The sequence below is a fragment of the Bombella sp. ESL0380 genome (genome assembly GCF_009725805.1).
In the GTDB taxonomy this organism is placed as follows: Bacteria; Pseudomonadota; Alphaproteobacteria; order Acetobacterales; family Acetobacteraceae; genus Bombella; species Bombella apis.
This window is the reverse complement of record NZ_WNIH01000003.1, coordinates 489,361-511,126: the sequence shown is the minus strand read 5'-3', so window position 1 is coordinate 511,126 and position 21,766 is coordinate 489,361. Positions and strand designations below refer to the sequence as shown.

The 21,766-nt window shown below is 59.2% G+C and carries 18 protein-coding genes and 2 tRNA genes; 10 read left to right on the top strand and 10 right to left on the bottom strand.

Going from position 1 to position 21,766, the window contains the following annotated elements; translation table 11 throughout:
• Window positions 1-23 precede the first annotated feature (23 nt).
• The gene (locus GM608_RS03395; RefSeq protein WP_333645004.1) at window positions 24-245 is read right to left on the bottom strand and encodes an AlpA family phage regulatory protein; all 222 of its coding nucleotides are present in this window, start codon (window positions 243-245) and stop codon (window positions 24-26) included.
• Between the two features lie 109 nt (window positions 246-354).
• Here GM608_RS03395 and GM608_RS03390 point away from each other — a divergent pair, with 109 nt between their 5' ends.
• Complete coding sequence (locus tag GM608_RS03390; RefSeq protein WP_333645003.1) at window positions 355-1,197, top strand: helix-turn-helix domain-containing protein; 843 nt, start codon at window positions 355-357, stop codon at window positions 1,195-1,197.
• On the opposite strand, the gene GM608_RS03385 is transcribed toward GM608_RS03390, so the two are convergent.
• The gene (locus GM608_RS03385) at window positions 1,194-2,390 is read right to left on the bottom strand and encodes a tyrosine-type recombinase/integrase (protein ID WP_333645002.1); all 1,197 of its coding nucleotides are present in this window, start codon (window positions 2,388-2,390) and stop codon (window positions 1,194-1,196) included. The genes GM608_RS03390 and GM608_RS03385 overlap by 4 nt on opposite strands.
• 306 nt (window positions 2,391-2,696) lie before the next feature.
• On the bottom strand, window positions 2,697-4,292 hold the full coding sequence (gene guaA, locus GM608_RS03380) for a glutamine-hydrolyzing GMP synthase (protein ID WP_081563461.1): 1,596 nt from the start codon (window positions 4,290-4,292) through the stop codon (window positions 2,697-2,699).
• A gap of 165 nt (window positions 4,293-4,457) precedes the next feature.
• Between guaA and GM608_RS03375 the strand changes: the two genes are divergently transcribed.
• The 5 genes from GM608_RS03375 (at window position 4,458) to GM608_RS03355 (ending at window position 9,268) form a co-directional block, all read left to right on the top strand.
• Complete coding sequence (locus GM608_RS03375; RefSeq protein ID WP_333645001.1) at window positions 4,458-4,835, top strand: hypothetical protein; 378 nt, start codon at window positions 4,458-4,460, stop codon at window positions 4,833-4,835.
• Window positions 4,836-4,933: 98 nt separating this feature from the next.
• Window positions 4,934-5,010 (top strand) — tRNA-Arg (locus tag GM608_RS03370).
• A gap of 31 nt (window positions 5,011-5,041) precedes the next feature.
• A tRNA-Arg gene (locus tag GM608_RS03365) sits at window positions 5,042-5,118 on the top strand.
• Window positions 5,119-5,267: 149 nt separating this feature from the next.
• Window positions 5,268-6,590 (top strand): diaminopimelate decarboxylase, encoded by a 1,323-nt coding sequence (gene lysA, locus GM608_RS03360; RefSeq protein ID WP_333645000.1) that lies wholly within the window; start codon window positions 5,268-5,270, stop codon window positions 6,588-6,590.
• A gap of 5 nt (window positions 6,591-6,595) precedes the next feature.
• A complete protein-coding gene (locus GM608_RS03355) occupies window positions 6,596-9,268 on the top strand; it encodes a DUF4175 family protein (protein ID WP_333644999.1) in 2,673 nt (890 codons plus the stop codon).
• Window positions 9,269-9,470: 202 nt separating this feature from the next.
• Here the strand turns inward: GM608_RS03355 and GM608_RS03350 are convergent, their stop codons facing one another.
• From GM608_RS03350 to GM608_RS03340, 3 genes are all read right to left on the bottom strand, one after another.
• Complete coding sequence (locus GM608_RS03350; protein ID WP_249079474.1) at window positions 9,471-10,982, bottom strand: Ppx/GppA family phosphatase; 1,512 nt, start codon at window positions 10,980-10,982, stop codon at window positions 9,471-9,473.
• A gap of 2 nt (window positions 10,983-10,984) precedes the next feature.
• Window positions 10,985-13,102 carry an RNA degradosome polyphosphate kinase gene (locus GM608_RS03345; RefSeq protein ID WP_408863026.1) on the bottom strand — a complete coding sequence of 706 codons (2,118 nt, stop codon included), beginning with the start codon at window positions 13,100-13,102 and terminating at the stop codon, window positions 10,985-10,987.
• A 252-nt stretch (window positions 13,103-13,354) separates the two neighbouring features.
• Window positions 13,355-14,065 (bottom strand): DnaA ATPase domain-containing protein, encoded by a 711-nt coding sequence (locus GM608_RS03340; RefSeq protein ID WP_043560490.1) that lies wholly within the window; start codon window positions 14,063-14,065, stop codon window positions 13,355-13,357.
• 171 nt (window positions 14,066-14,236) lie between these two features.
• Here GM608_RS03340 and purM point away from each other — a divergent pair, with 171 nt between their 5' ends.
• Window positions 14,237-15,295, top strand: coding sequence for a phosphoribosylformylglycinamidine cyclo-ligase (gene purM / locus GM608_RS03335; RefSeq protein ID WP_043561347.1), 1,059 nt, complete (start codon window positions 14,237-14,239; stop codon window positions 15,293-15,295).
• A gap of 7 nt (window positions 15,296-15,302) precedes the next feature.
• Window positions 15,303-15,893: a phosphoribosylglycinamide formyltransferase gene (gene purN / locus GM608_RS03330; RefSeq protein WP_333644998.1), complete on the top strand. Its 591-nt coding sequence runs from the start codon at window positions 15,303-15,305 to the stop codon at window positions 15,891-15,893.
• Window positions 15,894-15,989: 96 nt separating this feature from the next.
• Here the strand turns inward: purN and ndk are convergent, their stop codons facing one another.
• A complete protein-coding gene (ndk, locus tag GM608_RS03325) occupies window positions 15,990-16,412 on the bottom strand; it encodes a nucleoside-diphosphate kinase (protein ID WP_043560494.1) in 423 nt (140 codons plus the stop codon).
• A 112-nt stretch (window positions 16,413-16,524) separates the two neighbouring features.
• On the opposite strand from ndk, the gene GM608_RS03320 reads away from it, so the two are divergent.
• Window positions 16,525-18,441 carry an ABC-F family ATP-binding cassette domain-containing protein gene (locus GM608_RS03320; protein WP_333644997.1) on the top strand — a complete coding sequence of 639 codons (1,917 nt, stop codon included), beginning with the start codon at window positions 16,525-16,527 and terminating at the stop codon, window positions 18,439-18,441.
• Window positions 18,442-18,511: 70 nt separating this feature from the next.
• A complete protein-coding gene (locus GM608_RS03315) occupies window positions 18,512-19,714 on the top strand; it encodes an AI-2E family transporter (RefSeq protein WP_333644996.1) in 1,203 nt (400 codons plus the stop codon).
• 12 nt (window positions 19,715-19,726) lie between these two features.
• Here the strand turns inward: GM608_RS03315 and GM608_RS03310 are convergent, their stop codons facing one another.
• Genes GM608_RS03310 through GM608_RS03300 form a run of 3 tightly spaced genes read right to left on the bottom strand, consistent with a single transcriptional unit; the run spans window position 19,727 to window position 21,687 of the window.
• A complete protein-coding gene (locus GM608_RS03310) occupies window positions 19,727-20,143 on the bottom strand; it encodes a hypothetical protein (protein ID WP_043560501.1) in 417 nt (138 codons plus the stop codon).
• Window positions 20,127-21,281, bottom strand: a complete 1,155-nt coding sequence (locus GM608_RS03305; protein ID WP_333645115.1) for a DegT/DnrJ/EryC1/StrS family aminotransferase — start codon at window positions 21,279-21,281, stop codon at window positions 20,127-20,129. The genes GM608_RS03310 and GM608_RS03305 overlap by 17 nt, the downstream gene beginning before the upstream one ends.
• Window positions 21,282-21,285: 4 nt before the next feature.
• On the bottom strand, window positions 21,286-21,687 hold the full coding sequence (locus GM608_RS03300) for a MarR family transcriptional regulator (RefSeq protein WP_043561353.1): 402 nt from the start codon (window positions 21,685-21,687) through the stop codon (window positions 21,286-21,288).
• Window positions 21,688-21,766 lie beyond the last annotated feature (79 nt).

Genomic DNA, 21,766 nt, shown 5'->3' with positions numbered 1-21,766 from the left:
GGCGTTACAAACAAGCTTTGAAATCAGAAGCTCATACCAGGACGATGCGCCTGAGCACCCTGTGCCTTGCGCGTCTCAATCCACTCTATGACCTCTTCGAGATCCCACGCCACGTTTCTACTGGTCAGCGCGATACGGCGTGGAAACTCGCCACGCCGCTCCATATTGAAGATGGTTCTTTCGGCTAGCGGTATCATTGCGTGAAGCTTTTTGCGGTCAATAAGAACCCTACCCGTGTTTCCCATTTCTCTTCCCTCTGCACCCCGATGACAATGTGCTTGAGGTTACCTGCCACTGCCTGCTGCAGCTGAAAAAAAGATTGAATTTAGTTGACACTGCGGACATAAATTGACCATGGCTAAAGATCACGAAACCCACCTTGCTTTCGATCCGATCCTCGAGCGCGTAGTTACCAAACGGGAAGCCACCGGTCGCATTGAGGCCAAGCTTTCAGACAATTTGACATGGTGTTTTTGTGAGCTTTGTGGAAATCTCACTGAATATTCAGCAATACGCTTCAATCCAGTTGTAGTAAAAAAACTGAAGAACAAAAACGCCAAGCTTGTTCCTCTAACAGAAAAAATGATTTCGTTAGGGCTGGAGAGAGCAAAGAAACTAGCTGAACATTATTCAGAGGCCTTGTCAGGAAAATATGGCCCTCATAAAGCGAGCCAAATGATCGCTCGTTATGGCGATCTAGTCGAGATGCGTGCAGATTGTTCCGTAGAGAGTTTCCACGAATACATCGAACCAAAAATGAAGTTACGGGAGCATGCACGTCATGGTGACCTTGCGTGGACAACTCGCTTGGCAGGCTCTCCCACTGCTAGCCCTAAACCTAGTAAGTTATATTGTGAGAAACACCATCCCAGCAGAAGTGCTTCTTCAAGAAGAGCCTATCAACGTGATCGGAGATTTATTTGGGAATACCGTGCCCTGATGGAACAAATTTGGTCTCATGGTTTCAATAATTCGACCCTCTCTGGCTGGGATATTGAAGAACATGCTTACGTGCGGAGAGAAGCTTATAGACAAGTTAAAGCCTTACGATCTCCCACAAGCATGCTGGATGATTTTCTATCAAAAGGCACAATGACGCAGGCTGAAATAGCTCGGCAACTCGGCATTTCCCGTCAAGCCGTTTCAGCAGCCATCAAACGACGCGCCCTAAAAAAACGTCAAGAAAGCGATCGTTAACGTGGCTTGATCGTCCATTCATCAATCATATCAGCCCAGTCTTGCAGCATAGCGGTACGCTGCTCACGATATTCAGCCTTGTTGTAAACGGCTCTTACCCCTTTCTGTTCATGAGCAAGGCACTTTTCGATCCAATCGGTATTGTAGCCGGCCTCATGCAGCAGAGTGCTTGCCGTCCTGCGCAAATCATGAGGACCAAATTTTGCGAGCGGCTTTCCTTCTTTCTGAGCGAGCCTGTAGGTCAGCGTGAGTACCTGATTGAGCGTGGCACTACTCATCGGCTGATCGGTGTCGTAGCGGGACGGCAATATATAATCTGAGCCCCCGGAAAACGTCTTCAGAGCAATGAAAATATCGAGCGCCTGTCGCGACAGAAACACCAAATGGGGGTTGCGCCGCTTCATCCGCTCTTTGGGGATCGTCCAAAGCGCCTGACTAAAACTGACCTCGCTCCACGTTGCGTTGGTCAACTCGCTCTTTCGGACCATCGTCAGTAAAAGCAGCTTGGCTGCGGCCCGGATCGACGGGGTAGTGCCGATGCGCTCGATATACCGATACATCAGGCCGATCTCTTCAGGCGTCAGAGCACGATCCCTTGGCTCAAATTTTGCTATGCTGGTCGGACGAACCAGTTCAGCTGGATTTTCGACCTTCTGCCCTCGTTCGATAGCCCACCGGTAGACTTGAAACATCACCTCTCGGGCATGCACAGCAGTCGCCGGAGCGCCACGTTCGACAATAGCATCAGTCAGTGCGCGCAAGTCTTCATGGGTAATCTCTACAAGCTTCTGATTGGCAAATTTAGGCTTCAGCTCACGCTCGTAGACAGATTTGCGCATGTCACGAGTGGAGTCCGCCATCTGATATCCGCGCAGCCATTTCTCGGCCCACGCTCCAAACGTCTCCACGCCCTTGATACGCGCTTTTTCTCGAGCTTTTTCCTTCGCAGGTGACTTGCCTGCTGCGATCAGCTTTTTAGCCTCACCTAATTGCTCACGGGCTTCGGCTAGAGTAATGCCCCCAACGCCATACCGGCCAAAGGTCAGAGTCTCCTGCCTTCCGTGGATCGCATAGTTATATCGGAACGAGATGCTGCCCGCAGGCGTCACCGCGACGTACAGCCCGTCGCGGTCATTCACCTTGTAAAGCTTATCCGTCGGCTTGAGATTGCGCAGTTTGGTATCAGTCAGCATCGGCTCATGGCACTCCAAACCACGATACCATGACCAAAAACCATCAAAATAACCGGATAAAATCCTTATTATTCATATGGTTATTAAATATCGATACCATGACACCCATAGAATGTCTGACATGGTATCAACAAAAATCATGGCGTCAGACTCAGTCAGTGCCACGCACTATGCCATAAAAAATAACTGCTTGGCGATACCGTTCGATGCCAGACAATGCCGGACCAAAAAACAAAAAAGCCCGCATTTCTGCGGGCTTTAAGGCACTTTCATGCCGGGTGGTGCCACCCTATGCCAGACGCGCGATCATTCCCACTCGATCGTGCCCGGTGGCTTGGAGGTGATGTCGTAGGTGACACGGTTGATGCCACGCACCTCGTTCACGATGCGGCCAGCGACACGGTTGAGGAACTCGAAAGTGAAGGGATAGACCTCGGCGGTCATGCCGTCCGTGCTGGTGACGGCACGCAGGGCGCAGGCCTGATCGTAGGTACGGTCATCACCCATCACGCCCACTGTGCGGACAGGCAGGAGAACCGCAAAAGCCTGCCAGATTTCATCATACAGGCCAGCCTTGCGGATTTCCTCCAGATAGATACTGTCCACCTTCCGCAGGAGGTCCAGCTTCTCCCGTGTGATGTCACCGGGGATACGGATGGCCAGTCCCGGCCCCGGGAATGGATGCCGCCCGACAATATGCTCCGGCACGCCGATCTCACGGCCCAGCGCACGGACCTCATCCTTGAAAAGTTCACGCAGCGGCTCGACCAGCTCCATGTTCATCCGTTCTGGCAGACCGCCCACATTGTGATGGGACTTGATGGTCACGGACGGCCCGCCATTGAAGCTGACACTCTCGATCACATCCGGATACAGCGTGCCCTGCGCCAGGAACTGCGCCCCGCCCAGCTTGGCCGCTTCCTGCTCGAAGACCTCAATGAAGAGGCGGCCAATGGTCTTGCGCTTCACCTCCGGGTCCGTCACCCCGGCCAGCTCGCCAAGGAACAGGTCGGAGGCATCACGATGGACCAGATGGATGTTGAAACGGTCACGGAAGGTCTTCACCACCTCGTCAGCCTCACCGGCACGCAGGATGCCCGGATCGACAAAGATGCAGGTCAGCTGGTCCCCGATGGCATCATGGATCAGCTTGGCCGCCACGGAGCTGTCCACCCCGCCGGAGAGACCACAGATCACCTTGCCATCACCCACCTGCTTGCGGATGCGGGCAATTTCCAGATCACGGAAACCGGCCATCGTCCACGTGCCGGAGCAGCCTGCCACGCCATGCGTGAAGTTGCGGATCAGCTCCGCCCCATGTGGCGTATGCACCACCTCCGGGTGGAACTGCACGCCATAGATGCGGCGTTCTTCATTGGCGATGATGGCAAACGGTGCCCCCTCGGAATAGGCCACGGCCCTGAAGCCCGGCGGCAGGGCCGCCACACGGTCACCGTGGCTCATCCAGACCTGCTCACGCCCACCCTGTGCCCAGAGACCGTGGAACAGCGCACATTCCTCGGCGACATCAATATAGGCACGGCCAAATTCACGGTGGTCATGGGTTTCCACACGCCCGCCCAGCGTATGGCAGAGAACCTGCTGGCCGTAGCAGATACCCAGAATGGGGCGCTTCAGCTCCAGCAGCCCTTCCGGCAGGGTCGGCGCATTGTCGTCATGCACGCTGGCCGGGCTGCCGGACAGGATGATGCCCCGCGGGTTGAACTCACGGATTTTCTCCAGCGGGGAAGTGAACGGCCAGATCTCGCAATACACCCCGCTTTCCCGCACACGACGGGCGATCAGCTGGGTCACCTGGCTGCCGAAATCCAGAATCAGGATACGGTCTTCATGGAGGGTTTCATCAAGCTGCTGAAGGGTGTCTGCGTTTTTCTGCGTCAAGTTCCGGGCCTCGCCTGCTGGATATGGCACAATGCTCAATTCGTGCTAGTCTCTATAGGACGATCGACCGCCAACGTCATCCTTATTCTCCACCGGTTTTTACCTTCCGGCAAAGATTTCCGCGGCGGCTCACATTACTCGAACATGTTTTTCAGGAACTGCGCAATGCGTCCCGCTTTTCTCACCTGTCTGGTCAGCCTCTGCACTCTGGGGGCCTGCTCCTCCCTTCCCGACCCGGCTTCCGACCCCTATGGCCTGTGGACGGGCAAGCTCGTTACCGAGCAAGGAGTCTGCCCGACCGGGGACATATCCTCCCTTCGCATCCGTGGGCATGAGGTCGTTTTCAACCCCGGCATGAATACATCCACTCTCCGGGGCACCTATGAAAAAGGCCAGCAGCACTACCTGGCCGAACTGACCGACAAGGGAATGAACGATACCCCCTACAGGCAGACATTCAACGGCTATCCGGTTGGTACGGCCATCGGTGGGACCTACACGTCACCACGCTGCCGTGCCCATGTTTCGCTGATTCGCCGCTGAAAAACGCCGGGAACATCCCACTGGAAAATATTTAAAAAAACTTCTCCAGTGGGGTTGCACCACTGCCCCAGACCGGATAGAAGCCTCCTCAACACGGCGCACCCGTAGCTCAATTGGATAGAGCACCAGACTACGAATCTGGGGGTTAGAGGTTCGAGTCCTCTCGGGTGCACCATGTCATCATATACTCGGGTCTTCCGGGGTCTGCACCCGTAGCTCAATTGGATAGAGCACCAGACTACGAATCTGGGGGTTAGAGGTTCGAGTCCTCTCGGGTGCACCACATATCTCCTCATCCAGAATACATGATTGAAGCGCTTCCATAGCTGCTTGGGAAGAGCGTCAGGGTGTTCCGTACTGTCTGCGACTGCGCCCCTGTTTCCTGCGGGTTACACCTTCCCATTTTGGCTGCTGGTCTGTAATCATGCGGTCATGACTTCGACACATCCCGACCCGACATTCCAGACCCTCCTGAACAACCACCCCAACCTGTCCTACGAAGGCAGACAGGGGCTGGTCATGGATGGCACCTCTCTCACGGATATTGCCAGAGAGCACGGAACACCCTGCTGGGTCATCAGCGCCGATACGCTACGCCAGCGTGCCCATGCCCTTCAGGATGCATTCAGGGCCCGCAATCTGCCCATCCATTGCCACTTTGCCGTCAAGGCACAGGATCATCAGGCCTGCCTGACCGTTCTGGCACAATGTGGCTTCGGGGCTGATGTCGTCAGCGGTGGAGAGCTGCGGCGGGCTCTTGCGGCGGGCATCAGGGCCCGTGACATCGTCTTCTCAGGAATCGGCAAGACGGATGACGAGCTGGAGCTGGCGATTCATCATCAGATCGGTCAGATCAATGTCGAAAGTGTGGAAGAACTGCACCGGCTCAACGCTCTGGCACAAAACATGCAGCAGCGGGCCCGCATCGCCTTCCGGGTCAATCCCGATATTGACGCCCAGACACACAGCAAGATCACGACAGGGCGTGCCGAAGACAAATTCGGCATTGCTCATGACGCCATCCCGGCCCTCTACCGGAAGGCACAGACAGACATGCCCGGTGTGGAGCTGGTCGGTCTTGCCGTTCATCTCGGCAGCCAGATGGTGACGGCAGCTCCCTTCCGCAAAGGCTATGAGCGAATTGCCGCACTCGTCCGCACCCTGCGGGAAGATGGGCTGCATGTCAGCGACATTGACTGCGGCGGCGGCCTTGGTATCGCCTACCGGAACGAGCAGGCACCTCCCCCCGCCATGCTGGCTGATGTCATTGCCGAGACGCTGGGAGACCTGGATGTGCAGCTGCATGTCGAGCCCGGCCGCTGGCTGGCGGCACCCGCCGGGGTTCTTCTGGCCCGTGTGATCGACGTGAAGGACGCTGCCCGCCGTTTCGTCATCATTGATGCTGGCATGAATGACCTCGTCCGCCCAGCCATGTATGATTCCTGGCATGGCATCCTCCCCCTGAACGAACCGGACACCACCACCGAAGAGTGCGTAGATGTGGTCGGTCCCATCTGTGAGAGCAGCGACATCTTTGCCCGCCAGCGTTCCCTGCCCCCTTTGAAGAAAGGAGATCTGGTTGCTCTGCTGGATGCCGGAGCCTATGGCACAGTCATGAGCTCCACCTACAATTCACGCCCCCTTGCTGCGCAGGTCATGATTGAAGGCGGCCGGAAAGCCATCATCCGCGGACGCCAGACACTTGAAGAGCTGCTGGCACAGGAAGCCGTCCCCGACTGGCTGGCCCGCCCCTGACCCCCGTGAAGCCCACACCCCTCCCTCCCCGGTTTGCCCACATCCAGCGGCAGGCCTACCGTCGGCTCCGGCTGGAACAGTGCTGGCATCATGCCCGCTGGCCCCTGCTGCTTGCTGGCCTGTGGGGCTGTGCGGCCCTGCTTCATCTCCCACAATCCCTGCCTGACAGCCTGCACCTCCTGCTGGAAGTCTCCTCCTTCGGAAGTGTGCTGTTCTTGGCAGCCCGGCGCCTCCACCGCCTGCCCCGTCCCTCCGCTGCACAGGTGGATCAGCGTATCGCCAGCGATTCCGGGCTTGCCTTTCCGCCCTTGGCAGCCCTGACAGACCGCCCCGCTCTGCCTGAAGGCCTCTCCGAGGAAGACATACGCCGGGAAGGGCAGCTCTGGACCATCCACCGGCAACGGCTTCTGGAGTCGTTCGACTCTCTCCGCCTGCGTCTTCCACGGCTCTTTCCACACTGGGCAGGCAGGCTGACAACCGCTCTTGTCATGCTCTGCCTGTTCGTCCTTGGGGGGCTGGCGGGACCACAGGCCGGGCTGAGACTGAAGGCTGGCTTCATCCCCGGCATGGATGATGACGCCGCACCGCTCCCTGCCATGCAGGCATGGATCGATCAGCCCGCCTATTCACCCGGCCCACCCATCTTCCTGACGGCACACAGTCCCGCCCTCTCACTACCGGAAGGAGCACGGCTCCACGCCGTGCTGGACGCCACATCAGGACGCCCCGCCCTGCATGGTACTGTCGAGCACAGCCAGACATCCCGGGAGAAAGGAAGCTGGCAGATTGAAGGAACCCTGCGAAAGAGCGGCACCATAAGTCTTTCTGTCCGGGGCCGCAGGCTGGGGCGCTGGCAGCTTCATGTCAGTGCCGACACACCGCCAGACATTCAATGGACCGCCAAAGCCGGTGCCATATCCCAGGACTGGTATACCAGCTTTCCATGGTCAGTCAGCCAGCCCCATGGTGTCGCTTCCCTGGAAGCCAGACTGCACCCCATCATTCCACCAGCGCACACGCCGGACCCTGCTCATGGTCTGACCATTCCCCTGCCGCTGGAAAAACAGCCGACCAAAGCCACGGGCACCACCCGGCTCGACCTCTCCGACAGCCCCTTCGCCGGGCTGGAAGTTGCCGGGCAGCTCTGCGCCCGCAGCAGCTCTGGCAAAGAACGCTGCTCCAAACTCCAGACCTTCCGCCTGGGGCACCGTTCCTTTCACGATCCACTGAGCCGCGCACTGCTGGACCTGCGATTGGCTCTTGTTCTCAAGCGCACAACAGAAGCACAGGCAGCCCACCTGCTGGCCCTTCTGACAGACCTGCCTCTTCCGGCTGATCTCAGCCTGCCACTCGCCCTGCTACAGCGGCAGGCAACGACAGGCCTGCCCCTCCAGGCCCTGACTGAACAGCTCTGGTTCACAGCCCTTTATGCGGAAGACCGTTCACAATCCGGGCAGGCCATTGCGGCCTCCATGCTTCATGTACGGGCCTTGCAGAACGGGATACGCCTGCATCTTCTCGCTCTCGGGCAGCATCCCGCTCCCCCGCCTCCAGCTGAACAGCAGGCGCTGCATGACGAACTGGAAAGCCTGAAAACTGCTCTGGACGGCCACATGGCCTTCATTTTCCAGAAGGCCAGCCAAAGCGGCCTCGTCATGCCCATGCCCGGTGGCCGGGGGATGCCCTGGATCCGCCTTGCCGGGCAGGTCCAGTCTGATGCGTTGGCCGGACGGACAGAACAGGCTTTGGAGCACCTGCGCAATATGGTGGAACCTGCCGAACAGCTCCGGCAGGCGACCCTGCCAGACATGCAGTCGCTGGCCGCCTCCATGCAGGCGCAGGCTGAAGCCCGTACCCAGCGCCTCGCCCTGCGGGATCTGATACGGCAGGAAACCGACCTTCTGAACCACGCCCAGAAACGTCTTGCCTCAGAGCGCCCCAAAACGAATGATCAGGACACCCAGCACAAGGATGTCTCCCAGATGTCCACAGCCGAACTGCTCAGCCAGCTTGGCATGGTTTCCGCCTCAACAGACAGTTCTTCCACAACATCACAGTTGGATCAGGAGGCCGTTCTCCTTCATGCTGATGAACGGCAAAAGGACCATGCAACCCAATATGCCCTGCGCCTTCTGGTCAGCACGCTCAACCATCGTGGGGAAACCCTGACAAAGAAAAAAATGTCCAATCTGCTAAAAGCGGAAAAAGATATGGGAGCTGTCCTGAAGAGCCTCGCCAACCGTCAGGACGAAGAAAGCGTGAAGAACATCCAGACCGTCCTGAATGATCTGTCACAGTCCCGTCATGAGATGAGCCGGAACCAGTCTGCATCCAGTCAGGAAAGCAAGGGGCATCTTGGCTTCATTCCTCCTCCTTCTGCCTCCTCATCGCCAGATGAGCAGAACGGCACCCCCTCTGCCTCCCCCGATGACGACCCGAACAGCGGGCAGGATGAGGACACACATGATGATGAGGAAAAACAGCCGGAGAATCAGGACCCGCTGGGCCGGAAACTGGATGACAGTCCGGACTCTGATGCCCACATCCCGGACCATGAACGCAACCGTGCCCATGACATCGAGCGTGAACTGCAACGTCGTGCCTCTGACCGCACCCGCCCCCAGAGTGAGCTGGATTATCTCAACCGGCTTCTTGCCCCCCTCCGTCAGTCGCACTGATCCTGTCAGATGGCGGGAGCCAGCCGGCAGAAACCCGTCATATCGGGTGGAATGGAGAAAAAGCTGAACCGTCTGACATGCCCCCCTGAAGGACGACAAAACGTCTGGGAATAGGACCAGGCCCGCAAGATCATGTCAGATTAAAAAAAGAGCCAGCATCCCATCGGGGATGCTGGCTCTTTGTACAGAAAACAGCCGCCTGTCAGCGCAGGGACGGTTTCATCCCCAGCGCCTCGGCCAGGCGTTCCAGCTGACGGGAAATGGCGCTGCCACCAGAACGCAGTCGACTGCCATGCAGGCTGAGCACCAGCTTGTCATCCTTCATGGCCAGGTGTGTTCTTTCCAGAAGAACCTCTGTCCCAGCACATAATGTATAGACCAGACGCAGCACCAGCCCGAGCTGCACGGCCGCCTCGTAGCGTCCCTTGCTCAGCAGACGGCGGGACGGCTCCAGAACGGGATCATCCCTGTTGATCTCGTACCGCACGGCCAGCACGAGGGCCAGAAAGGCCCGCGATTCATGGGAAAAACCAACACCATGACAGTACAGGACCCGTCGATAGGTCTGCTCTGCCCGATATTGCGGATGGTCATATGACCCGATATCGGAGATGGTACAGGCCAGCCGGAGCTGTGCTGCCAGAAAAGAATCTTCTACCCAGTCCAGTCCGGTCAGGAAGACAGGAGACACCCATGTGATAAGAGGCTCGGCCAAGGAGGCATTACGGCCAAGCCGCCCTGCCATCTCCCGCGCCAGAGCCTCCATAGGGTCTTCCTCAGCGACAGAGGAGGCAACCTCACGCATGTACCAGCCTTCCCGCAGACCCTCCGCACTGAAAACGACCTCCTGCGCATCCGTCTGGGCCAGCAGGGCGAGCAGAACCTGGGCTGCAAATGGCGCATCCACCATCCGCTTGCGTGGGACGTTGCCGATCTTTTCCATCTGCTTGCGGCTGGCCCCGATGACCCAGCCTGCCATTTCCTCTGCCTCTGACCGGCTGAGCCGGAAGAGATGGACCATGTTCAGAGGATACTCCATACGAGCCACATGCAGGCGGGCCAGCGCCCGGAAGGCCCCACCCACCAGATAAAGAGGCTTGCCGGCCGCCGTTGCCAGCCATGAGACATCTGCCAGCGTCTTTCTGGCAATCTTGCTGGCCTCTCCCAGGTCCTCCTGCGAACGCTCCCGCAACCGGATCACTCCAAGCGGTGTCGTCCCAGCCTCGAAATAGGCCCCGTTCCTGACACGGATCAGCTCCAGCGAGCCCCCTCCAATATCGGCCACCACACCATCAGCATCCGGCAGGGCACACAGCACCCCTGCGGCGGAATAATCCGCTTCTTCCTCTCCATTCAGCACACGGAAGCGGGCTTCCGGCATGCGGGCTTTGGCCGCTTTCACAAAGTCAGCCCCATTATGGGCATCCCTCACGGCAGCCGTGGCAAGAACATCGAACGGTTCCACCTTCATGGCCTGACCAATGGCCTGATAACGGGCAAGGACCTCCAACGCGCGGTTGATGCCTTCCTCGCTCAGCATCCCTGTGGCCTCCAGCCCTGCGCCAAGACGCAGAGTGGCCTTTTCGTTGAAGATGGGAACGGGATTGCGGGCAACCCCCTCATAGACCACCATCCGCACGGAGTTGGAGCCCAGGTCCACGATTGCAGCCCGGCGGGACTCCCGTCCCCCCCACTGCGCTGCCGTATACACCATTCTTACGCCTCCTTCGCAGGCCCTTCCCCATCCTCGGAGTCCAGCCGGGGATTCGCTGGAGTGTCTGCTTCTTTAGCCGACGCAGAGGCTTTTTCCATAAAATACTCATGCGCGGAAAGGGGAGATTCGCCGGGTTCGACACGTTTCCAGCGGCCATCAGGCAGCATTACCCAGCTCTGCAACGTATCATGAACATTCACCACCATGATCTCGCCCAGGATGCGGTCATGAGACTCCGTATCCGTAATGGGCACCATGGCCTCAATGCGGCGGTCCATGTTCCGTTTCATCCAGTCAGCCGATGCAATGTACAGCTTTGCCTGGCGGGAAGGCAGCTCACACCCGTTGCCAAAGGCAAAGACACGGGCATGCTCCAGATACCGCCCCACGATGGACCGTACCTCAATCCCTTCAGAAAGGCCCGGCACACCCGGCCGCAGGCTGCACATCCCCCTCACCACAATGGTGATCTTCACACCGGCCTGTGATGCCTCGTAGAGAAGCTCGATCAGCTTCCTGTCCACAAGGCTGTTCATCTTCAGCCATATCTGCCCGGGCCGTCCGGCGCTGACATGCTCCATCTCTTCCCGCACCAGCTTTTCCAGCGTCGGGCGAATAGTAAGAGGCGAAAAAGCCACCGCATGAAGCTCCGGCACCGCAGCGCCGGTAATACAGTTGAAGAGCCGGGCACAGTCATCAACCAGGACAGGATTACAGGTAAAATAGGAAATGTCCGTATAGATCTTAGCTGTATTGGGATGATAGTTGCCCGTCCCGTAATGGGCATAGGACTGGAGGTGGTCGCCTTCACGCCGTACCACCAGGATCATCTTGGCATGGGTCTTGTAAGCCGCCAGACCATACACGACCTGCACGCCTCTGGTCTCCAGTGCCCGGGCAAGACGGATATTGGCTTCTTCGTCAAACCTGGCCCGCAGCTCCACCTCTACCGTAACGGATTTACCCGCCTCAACAGCCTCGATCAGCGCATCCACGATCGGGCTGTCATGCGATGTCCGGTAGATGGACTGCTTGATGGACAGGACATCCGGATCCCGTGCTGCCTGCTGGAGGAAATGAACAACCGTATCAAAACTCTCATACGGATGATGGACGACAAGGTCAGCCTCCCGGATCGTGGCGAAATAATCGCCGTCATGCTTCAGGACACGCTGCGGAATACTGGGATGATACGGTCTGAAAAGAAGCTCCGGCCGGTCGGACACGATGAGCTGCTTGACATCGCCCACACCGACCATGGTCGGCAGATGGACAACATCATCCTTGGCCACGCCCAGCTTGCGGATAAGATGCCCGGGCAGGCGACCATCCACCTCCAGATGGATGCAGGCCCCACGCCGCCGTTCCTTCACAGCCTTCTCGAAGCTGTTCAGCAGGTCTTCAGCATCTTCTTCCAGCTCCACATCCAGGTCACGCACAAGGCGCAACATGCCTGAACGGCTAGCATGAAGCCCCGGATACAGACGTTTGGCAAAGCGGGAGATCACATCCTCCAGCAATACGAAGCGGATCGTGCCATCCTGGTCCGGCAGACGGATGAAACGAGGCAGCTGCTCTGGCAGGACAACCATGCCATCCATCATGTGATGATCCGTCTTCGGGTCCTTGAGACAGAGCACCAGCGCCTGCCCGCCACTGAAGATGAACGGCAGGGGATGGGTGGGATTCAGGGTCAGCGGCGTCAGTACAGGAAAAAGCTGGCTGTCAAAATATTTGGAAAGCCACTCCTGATCGTGATGATGGAGCTTCTCAACATTCCTGATGAGAATATTCTCGTCCCGCAGCTCCTTCAGCATGTCACCCCAGATGCGCTGCTGCTCTCCCTGGAGATGCCATGCCTGGTGCCGTACCGTTTCAAGCTGCTGGGCCGGGGTCAGCCCGTCGGGGCTTTTCTTGCCGGAACCATCCTTCAGCTGGTGCACCAGCCCAGCGACACGGACGGCGTAGAATTCATCCATGTTGCCCGCACTGATGGAGAGAAAGCGCAGCCGCTCCAGCAGGGGCGCTGCCGGATTTTCAGCTTCATCCAGAACACGCTGGTTGAAATCCAGCCAACCAAGCTCACGATTGATGAAACGGGTCTGATGTTTCTTTGTCATGGCTTCACTCGCCATGTTTGTCTCAACAAACGCCATATTCCCTATGTTGGACATGACAGTCTCCTCACCTGGCTGGTCAGCAGGCACAATCCCGCTTCTTTATTGCTTCAATAAGACAGAGGTTCCGTCAATATGACAATTATTAAGATAGTATTTCAGCCTTGCAGGTAACAAATGCAATTGGGGCTGGACAGTTCCTGATCTGGCAGAAAACCGCCTCTTATTTCTTCCCCTGGACCATGCAAGGCTCCATCAGTCTTCTTCTTTGAGAAGATCGGCCAGCACCTCCATGGCCAGAGCACGGCTGATGGCGCTGCCCCGTTTCATGGCAGCATCATCCAGTCTGTTCACCGCCCGGACCAGTGCCTCCCCTGTCCGGGGCAGCTGACGCCAGAGCCAGTCCGTGACGGACTGTGGCACGACAAGCTGCCGCTCAGCCATGAGAGACAGCAGCAGGGTTGCCCGCAACTCATCCTCTGGCTCTTCCAGCCCCGCTGTCATGGTCGCCCTGAGCCGACTCGCAAGGTCTGGCAGATGGAAAAAACGGCGTGCCGGTGGATGCCGGGATGCCATGAGCACCCGCCTGCCCGCCGCATGAGCACGGTTGAGCAGATGCAGCAGCGCCACTTCCTGTTCCTGCTCCAGCCCTTCCAGATGGTCGATCACGAACGGGGTCACGCCCGGCTCCAACTTCTGCCCCGCCACCAGCAGGGCCCCATCTGCATCACAGGACAGTGCCGCAGCCTCGAACTGCACAGCCCCATTCTGCTGCGCCCAGACATGCAGCAGATGGCTTTTGCCTGTACCCGCAGGCCCCCACAGCCAGAGCCTCCCTTCCGGCCAGCGGGCCCGTGCCAGCCATGCACGCGCCGACGCATTGGACGAACCAGCAATGAACCGTTCCGCCGAGAAAGGACGGTCCTGCTGAAGATCCAACACCAGCTGTACCCGTGCGTCTGTCATCCCCGCTTCATCCGCCCCCTTGCCTCAGCCTGCCTGCCCCTGTCATCGGGGAGCAGAAGGTTTCCCATTCTTTCACAAAACCGAAATGATTTGACAGTCCTGCACATTCCGTCTTCACGCAGGATGCTCTATAAAGGCACCAGCATCAACCAGCAGGGACATCATACCCCCATGACCAAGACATCCTCCTCCCCCAGTGCCAGTTACGCCGCAGCCGGTGTGGACATCGAAGCCGGAGATGCCTTGGTCGATGCCATCAAGCCGGCGGCCAAGGCCACGACACGCCCCGGTGTCATGGGCGGGCTTGGAGGGTTCGGTGCCCTGTTCGACCCCAAGGCAGCGGGCCTGAAAGACCCCGTGCTCGTCAGCTGCACGGATGGTGTGGGCACGAAGCTCCTGCTCGCCATCGAAAGCGGCCTGCATGATGAGATCGGCATCGACCTCGTGGCCATGTGCGTCAATGACCTGATCGTGCAGGGTGCCCAGCCGCTCTTCTTCCTAGACTACATGGCAACGGGCAGCCTTTCCGTCGCCGTGGCGGAACGGATCATCAAGGGCATTGCCAACGCCTGCAAGGAAAGCGGCTGCGCCCTGGTGGGGGGTGAAACGGCTGAAATGCCGGGACTCTATGGCAAGGGCCATTACGACCTTGCAGGCTTCAGCGTTGGTGCCGTGGAACGTGATGCCATGCTGCCCGCCACCATCCATGAAGGCGACAGCCTGATCGCCCTGCCATCCTCCGGTGTCCATTCCAACGGCTTCTCCCTCGTCCGCCACATCGTGGGAGCCTCCGGCCTGAGCTGGAACGACCCTGCCCCCTTCTCCCCGAAGCAGACGCTGGCCGAAGCCTTCCTGACGCCCACACGCCTCTATGTCAGCACCGTTCTTGCCCTGCATGAGAAGAAGCTGATCAATGGCTGCGCCCATATCACCGGTGGCGGCCTGCCCGGGAACCTGCCCCGTGTCCTGCCTGAAGGGCTGGGTGTGGAAGTGGACGGGCAGAGCTGGCCGATCCCCGGCATCTTCTCATGGCTTGCCGAGCAGGGACCTGTCAGCGAGGATGAAATGCTGAAGGTCTTCAACTGCGGCATCGGCATGGTGCTGGTCACCAGCGAGCCGGAGAAGGTCATGGCAGAGCTGGAACAGCGTGATGAAGAAGCCATGCTGATTGGCCGTGTCGTCCGCAGCAGCACGCCGTTCCGCCTCACCTCCCCGCTGAATCTGGGCTGAGGAACCAATGGTGAAGAAGACCCCCATCGCCGTTTTCATCAGCGGTCGTGGCAGCAACATGGTCGCCCTGATGGAAGCCTGTGCCCGGCCAGACTTTCCTGCCGAGATCGTTCTTGTCCTCAGCAACCGGGCCGATGCGGCCGGGCTGGAAACGGCCAGCAGGGCTGGAATAAAAACACTCTGCATTCCCCACAAGGAATACGGCAAGGATCGTGAAGCTCATGAGCGGGCACTGGACGAGGCCGTCCGGGCCTCTGGTGCGAAGCTGATCTGCCTTGCAGGCTACATGCGGGTGCTGACCCCCTGGCTTGTCCAGCAGTGGCAGAGCCGCATGATCAACATCCATCCCAGCCTGCTGCCCGCCTTCCCCGGCCTGCATACGCATGAGGCCGCCCTTAAGGCGGGAGCCAAGGAGCATGGCTGCACCATCCATCTCGTAACAGATGGTGTGGATGAAGGCCCCATTCTGGCCCAGGCCCATGTCCCCGTCCTGCCCGGCGATGATGCTGACACTCTGGCAGCCCGTGTTCTGGAGCAGGAACACCGCCTCTACCCGGAAACACTGCGCCGGTTCATCGAGGGACGGCAGATTTCCTGAACAGGATCCACCAGCTGGATACAGAAAAGGGAGCCGTCTCCGGCTCCCTTTCTTATAGGGGCCGATGCCCCATGCCGCTCTCCATTCAGAGAGGGATCAGGGCAGGATTTCCGTCTCGGCAAAGAAGAAAGAAATCTCACGCTTTGCATTCTCGAGGCTGTCAGAGCCATGAACGGAATTCTCGCCAATGCTCTGGGCATAAAGCTTGCGGACGGTTCCCTCTGCGGCTTCGGCCGGGTTGGTGGCACCCATCACGTCACGATGGTGGGCAACAGCATTCTCGCCCTCCAGAACCTGCACGACCACCGGAGCGGAGCACATGAAGGACACCAGCTCACCAAAGAAGGGGCGGTCCTTGTGGACTTCGTAGAAAGCACCAGCCTGCTTCTCTGTCAGCTGGATGCGCTTCTGGGCCACGATGCGCAGGCCTGCATTCTCGAATACAGTATTCACCTTGCCGGTCAGGTTGCGACGTGTGGCATCAGGCTTGATGATGGACAGTGTACGTTCCAGAGCCATAAGACCCTCCTCAGTAATAGACGTCTATAATCAGCCTCCCCTAGAGGAAAAAACCTGTTTCTGGTAGTGTTCGGGGCATCTTTTTTCGTATTTTCATCGTCCGAGGGCCTGCGTGAGTCTGCTTTCCATTACCGATCTTACCTTGCGCATCGCAGGCCGTACCCTGCTCGACCAGGCCTCCCTCACCATCGAACCCGGGCGGCGCATCGGGCTGATCGGCCATAACGGGGCAGGAAAATCCACCCTTCTGGCCGCCATTGCCGGGGACATCTCTCCCGATGGCGGCAGCATCACCCTTTCCGGCCGTGCCACGATGGGCCGGGTGAAGCAGGAAACACCCTCCGGCCACCTCTCTCTTCTGGACACGGTCCTGAACAGCCATGAGGAACGCACCCGCCTTCTGGCAGAAGCCGACAGCACGACAGACCCGACCCGTCTGGCGGACGTGCATGAACGCCTGCTCGCCATCGATGCCCACAGTGCGCCAGCCCGGGCCAGCACCATTCTTGCGGGTCTGGGGTTCGATCAGGCGGCACAGCAGCGTCCCGTCAATGATTTCTCGGGCGGATGGCGGATGCGTGTGGCCCTGGCCAGTGCGCTCTTTCTGGCCCCCGACCTCCTGCTGCTGGACGAGCCGACGAACCATCTGGACATCGAGGCCACGCTCTGGCTGGAGAACTGGCTGGCCCGCTTCCCCGGTGCGGCCCTGATCGTCAGCCATGACCGTGCGCTGCTGGACAACAGCGTGCAGGCCATTGCCCATCTGGACCAGAAAAAACTCTCTCTCACCCCCGGCGGCTATGAACGCTTCGTGCAGATACGCACGGAACAGAGGCTCCAGCAGAACCGGCAGGCCGAAAAGCTGGCGGACCAGCGGGCGAAGATGGAGGCCTTCGTGGCCCGCTTCCGGGCCAAGGCCACGAAAGCCAAGCAGGCCCAGTCCCGCCTGAAGGCTCTGGCCCGCCTCCCGCAGATTGATGCGGTGGTGGAGGACACCCCCACCCATTTCTCCTTCCCGGCCCCCGGTGCCCTGCCCCCCCCCATGCTGAAACTGGATGACGTGTCCGTCGGCTATGGTGAGACGGCCATCCTGCGCCGCCTCTCCCTCCGGCTGGACAGTGAGGACAGGATAGCCCTGCTGGGGCGCAACGGGCACGGCAAATCCACCTTCGCCAAACTTCTGGCAGGGCAGCTGTCTCCCATGTCCGGCGAGGTGCAGGCCTCCTCCCGTCTGCGGGTTGGCTATTTTGCCCAGCATCAGACGGATGAACTGGTTCTGGATGAAACCCCCGTCCAGCACATGGCCCGTACGCTGAAGGAGGCCACCCCGCCACAGGTCCGTGCCCAGCTGGCCCGTTTCGGGCTGGATGCAGAACGGGCGGAAACCCCTGTCAGCAGCCTCTCCGGTGGCGAGAAGGCTCGCCTGCTTCTGGCTCTGGCCACCCGCCACGCTCCCCATCTGCTGCTGCTGGACGAACCGACCAACCATCTGGACCTTGATGCCCGTGATGCGCTCATCCGTGCCCTCGGTGAGTTTGAAGGGGCCGTCATTCTCATCAGCCATGACAGCCATCTGGTGGAATCCGTCGCTGACCAGCTCTGGATTGCCGAAAACGGGACGATCACGCCTTTTGACGGCGACATGGACGATTACCGCACATGGCTGGACGAACGGGCCAGACAGGCCACGCAGGAAAACCAGCGTCAGGCAGCCCGATCCCGGAAAGACACGGATGACGACATCCCGCAGCCGGACAGGAACCAGCAGCGTGCCCAGCGCAAGGAGCAGACCCGCCAGCTCGCTCCACTCCGCCGCAAGATCCGTGATCTGGAAACACGGCTGGAACGTCTGGAAAAAGCCAAAGCCCAGCTGGAAGCCAAACTGGCCGACCCAGACCTTTATCAGTCCAGCCGTGCAGAAGATATTGCCACGCTGAACAGCGATCTCGCCCTCGTCAGCCAGAAACAGGACGAAACAGAAATGCACTGGCTGGAAGCGCAGGAGGAACTTGAAAAAGCCACAAATTGACCTGCCGTGAAATAAGCCACATTATCTCTTTCGTCATCTTCGCCGCCCCTCACAGGAACTGCCCCGCCCGATGTCTTTTTTCTTCAGCCGCCCTCCCATTCCTGCGGCACAGCAGACTCCCGCCAATGCGCTGGACCGTATCTACGGCATCATTCGCCTGACGTTATGGCTTTCCCTCATCATGCTGGCCATCTGGCTCATGGGCGAGGTACTGGCGGTCCTGTTTGCTGCCACACTGATGGCCATTGTTCTGCACGGGCTGGCCCGCATCCTGCGGCGACACATGAAATTCATTCCCTATCCGGTTGCTGTCAGCCTTGTCGCCCTCGCTGTCATTGGCATCATGACGGCTCTGGTCTGGAGCAACGGCCCGGCCATCGGGGAACAGTTCATTGCCCTCAAGAACGCCCTGGTTGCACAGTCCGGTGACATGCACCAGCATCTCTCCCAGACAACCATCGGGCAGATGGTGCTGGACCACCTGCCCGTCTCGCTGGGTGGCAATGATGCAACAACCCCCCTCAGCAGCTTTGGCTTTGGTCTTGCCGGGTCCGTCACCGGCCTGCTGGGCAGCGCTTTCGGTCTGGTTGGTACGCTCTTTGTCGTGCTGATTTCAGCCTTCTATTTTGCCGTCTCCCCGTCCCTCTACATCAACGGCTTTCTTCGGCTCGTACCGCCCGACCAGCGGGAAACCGCCCGCAACCTCCTCTACAGTGCAGGCAACACTCTCTGGGCATGGACCGCCGGACAGGCTCTGGACATGCTGGCTGTCGGTCTTTTCTCCGGCCTCGGCCTGTATCTGATCGGCATTCCGCTGGCCCTTGCTCTGGGTGTCGTGGCCGGGCTCTGCAACTTCATACCCTATATCGGGGCCATCCTGGGGGCTGTGCCCGCCCTGCTCATCAGCCTGTCCCTCGGCACACGAGAGGCTTTCTTCGTGGCCATTCTCTACAGCATCATCCAGTTCTGCGAAGGGAACATCCTGGCCCCCCTCATCCAGCGGCGGGCCGTTCACATGCCGCCTGCTCTGGCCATCCTGTCACAGAGTGTTTTCGGCTCCATCCTTGGTGTGCCAGGGCTTGTGCTGGCGTCCCCCATCACGGCCGCCCTGCTGGCCGTGTTTGACAAGGCGACTCCACCACTGGCGGATGCTACAAAAACCCAGCTGGAAACCAGTGAGCTGACCCAGCTGGAAATGGCCAGAAACAGGCAGGAACAATCTGACAGCACAAAAAAGGAGACGGATGGCTCAGCCTCTCCGCCCAAGAAATGAGCGACTTTCCCCTCAGGGAAGATCAGGCAGATGGAGTGTCCCACGTTCGAAAGAACGCATCCGGTACGCCCCACCTGCCTTTGTCTGGATACCCACCACATCGGCACCATGCCGGAAGTGCCAGGCTGACAGAATGACGGCCTGACCATCGGCACTGGAAAGCTGATAAACAGCCTCCGCCGGTGTATCCTTGGGGGGGACCTCGCCAGAAATTCCCCAGCCTGTCTGGTGCTGGTGCAGCCACTGGTTCATGGCCGTGATCTCATCGGCCATGAGGTTCCGCTCTTCTCCAGCTTCCTGCACTGTCCCACGGGCAATGTCCGGCAGGGACCAGGGGCGCAGAATGGGCCACGCCACCGTCCAGATCAGCACGACCGGCACGATCACCGCCACCGCAAAAACCAGAAGAAACTTATTGTTGCGGCTCATCCTGCTCCTCCGCCCATGTTCCAGTCACAGCCAGCACATGCGCAACCGCCTCATCAGAAAGATCAGGATGGATCGGCAGGGCCAGCACATGCTCTCCTATCCTCTCTGCCACAGGCAGGGCAACGCCATCATGCACCGCCCGGTACGCTGGCTGCTGATGCAACGGCATGGGATAATAGATGGCCGTGGCGATTTCCGCCTCGGCAAGGCGGGCCCGCAGACTGTCCCGCAGGGCACGGGATGGCAGGGTCACGCAATAGACAGCCCAAGCGCTCTGGCTTTCCGGCACCCGTGCTGGCGGACGGACCAGCGACGGCAGACCAGCATCATAAGCACAGGCCACAGCCTCACGCCTCTTCAGCTCCTCATCAAAAACATCCATCTTGGCCAACAGAACAGCTGCCTGAAGACTGTCCAGCCGGGCATTCAGCCCGATGCGCTGCACGTCATAACGCTGCGACCCTTCCCCATGGCTTCTCAGAGAGCGATAAAGTGCGGCCCTGTCGTCATCGTCCGTCAGGACGGCCCCGCCATCGCCATAACATCCCAACGGTTTGGAAGGGAAAAAGGACAAAGTCGTGGCTCTGGCCTCATGCCCCAGCCGGCGCCCCCTGTAAGAAGCGCCAAAAGACTGGGCGCAGTCCGCAACAAGAAAAAGCCCTTCCCGGGTGGCAAGGTCGTTCAGCTCATCCCATGGGGCTGGCTGCCCGAACAGATCCACCCCCATGATGGCTACAGGTTTCAGACGACCATCCTGCCGGACATCCGCCAGACGCTGCTCCAGAGATGGCAGGCTGATCTGGAAGGTATGCGGGTCCACATCCACAAAAACTGGCACCGCCCCCAGCAGAAGCACCACCTCCGCAGTGGCCGTGTAGGTAAAGGCTGGCAGAAAAACCGCCATGCCGGGGCCAATGCCCTCCGCCATCAGAACCATCAGCAGGGCATCCGTCCCGGAGGACACGCCGACAGCATGTCTGGCACCGCCATGACGGGCCAGACGCTCCTCCAGCTCCGCCACTTCCGGCCCCATTACGAAACGGCAATGAGCCATAACCCGATCCAGCCGCTCCCGCAGGGCCGCCCCAAGACGCCTCTGCTGGGCGGGCAGGTCGAGAAAAGAAACAGGCCCGGACAAGAAATCAGCCAGCCCGACGGGTCTGGAGAGACGCCACGGATGAAAGAACAGGCGCACGGACGACCACATCATCAGCGCAGGCTTCTTCCATCACGCCACGCAGGTCCCGCAAATAGGCCGAGCCTTTCAGGGTTCGCTGAACAAGAATGGAACGACGGTCCAGCGGGTCCACCTTGCGGCGGGCCAGATCAAGCTCGCTCAGTCGGTCCAGCGCACGGGTAATAGCTGGTTTGGACACATTGAGAGACTGGGCAAGGCCCCGCACCGTATGGGCGCCATCTTCCAGATAGCAGCTCAGAAACACAGCCAGCTGACGGGCAGAAAGATCCGGCCCCTCACCACGTACTGTGGAAACGATCGTATCACGCAGCAACTGAAGCATGCGATTATCAGCATTCCGACTCATAACAAAAGCCCCATCGTTTCCCGGTTTCACACACCCTATCATCCTGCCGGCCCAGCAAGCCTTCCGGCTGTGGTATCAG

Excerpts from the sequence above, each read along its gene's own strand:
- GM608_RS03395 (WP_333645004.1), bottom strand. The coding sequence starts at position 245 with ATGGGAAACACGGGTAGGGTTCTTATTGACCGCAAAAAGCTTCACGCA.
- GM608_RS03390 (WP_333645003.1), top strand. The coding sequence starts at position 355 with ATGGCTAAAGATCACGAAACCCACCTTGCTTTCGATCCGATCCTCGAG.
- GM608_RS03385 (WP_333645002.1), bottom strand. The coding sequence starts at position 2,390 with ATGCTGACTGATACCAAACTGCGCAATCTCAAGCCGACGGATAAGCTT.
- GM608_RS03375 (WP_333645001.1), top strand. The coding sequence starts at position 4,458 with ATGCGTCCCGCTTTTCTCACCTGTCTGGTCAGCCTCTGCACTCTGGGG.
- lysA (WP_333645000.1), top strand. The coding sequence starts at position 5,268 with ATGACTTCGACACATCCCGACCCGACATTCCAGACCCTCCTGAACAAC.
- GM608_RS03350 (WP_249079474.1), bottom strand. The coding sequence starts at position 10,982 with ATGGTGTATACGGCAGCGCAGTGGGGGGGACGGGAGTCCCGCCGGGCT.
- GM608_RS03345 (WP_408863026.1), bottom strand. The coding sequence starts at position 13,102 with ATGACAAAGAAACATCAGACCCGTTTCATCAATCGTGAGCTTGGTTGG.
- GM608_RS03340 (WP_043560490.1), bottom strand. The coding sequence starts at position 14,065 with ATGACAGACGCACGGGTACAGCTGGTGTTGGATCTTCAGCAGGACCGT.
- purM (WP_043561347.1), top strand. The coding sequence starts at position 14,237 with ATGACCAAGACATCCTCCTCCCCCAGTGCCAGTTACGCCGCAGCCGGT.
- purN (WP_333644998.1), top strand. The coding sequence starts at position 15,303 with ATGGTGAAGAAGACCCCCATCGCCGTTTTCATCAGCGGTCGTGGCAGC.
- ndk (WP_043560494.1), bottom strand. The coding sequence starts at position 16,412 with ATGGCTCTGGAACGTACACTGTCCATCATCAAGCCTGATGCCACACGT.
- GM608_RS03315 (WP_333644996.1), top strand. The coding sequence starts at position 18,512 with ATGTCTTTTTTCTTCAGCCGCCCTCCCATTCCTGCGGCACAGCAGACT.
- GM608_RS03310 (WP_043560501.1), bottom strand. The coding sequence starts at position 20,143 with ATGAGCCGCAACAATAAGTTTCTTCTGGTTTTTGCGGTGGCGGTGATC.
- GM608_RS03300 (WP_043561353.1), bottom strand. The coding sequence starts at position 21,687 with ATGAGTCGGAATGCTGATAATCGCATGCTTCAGTTGCTGCGTGATACG.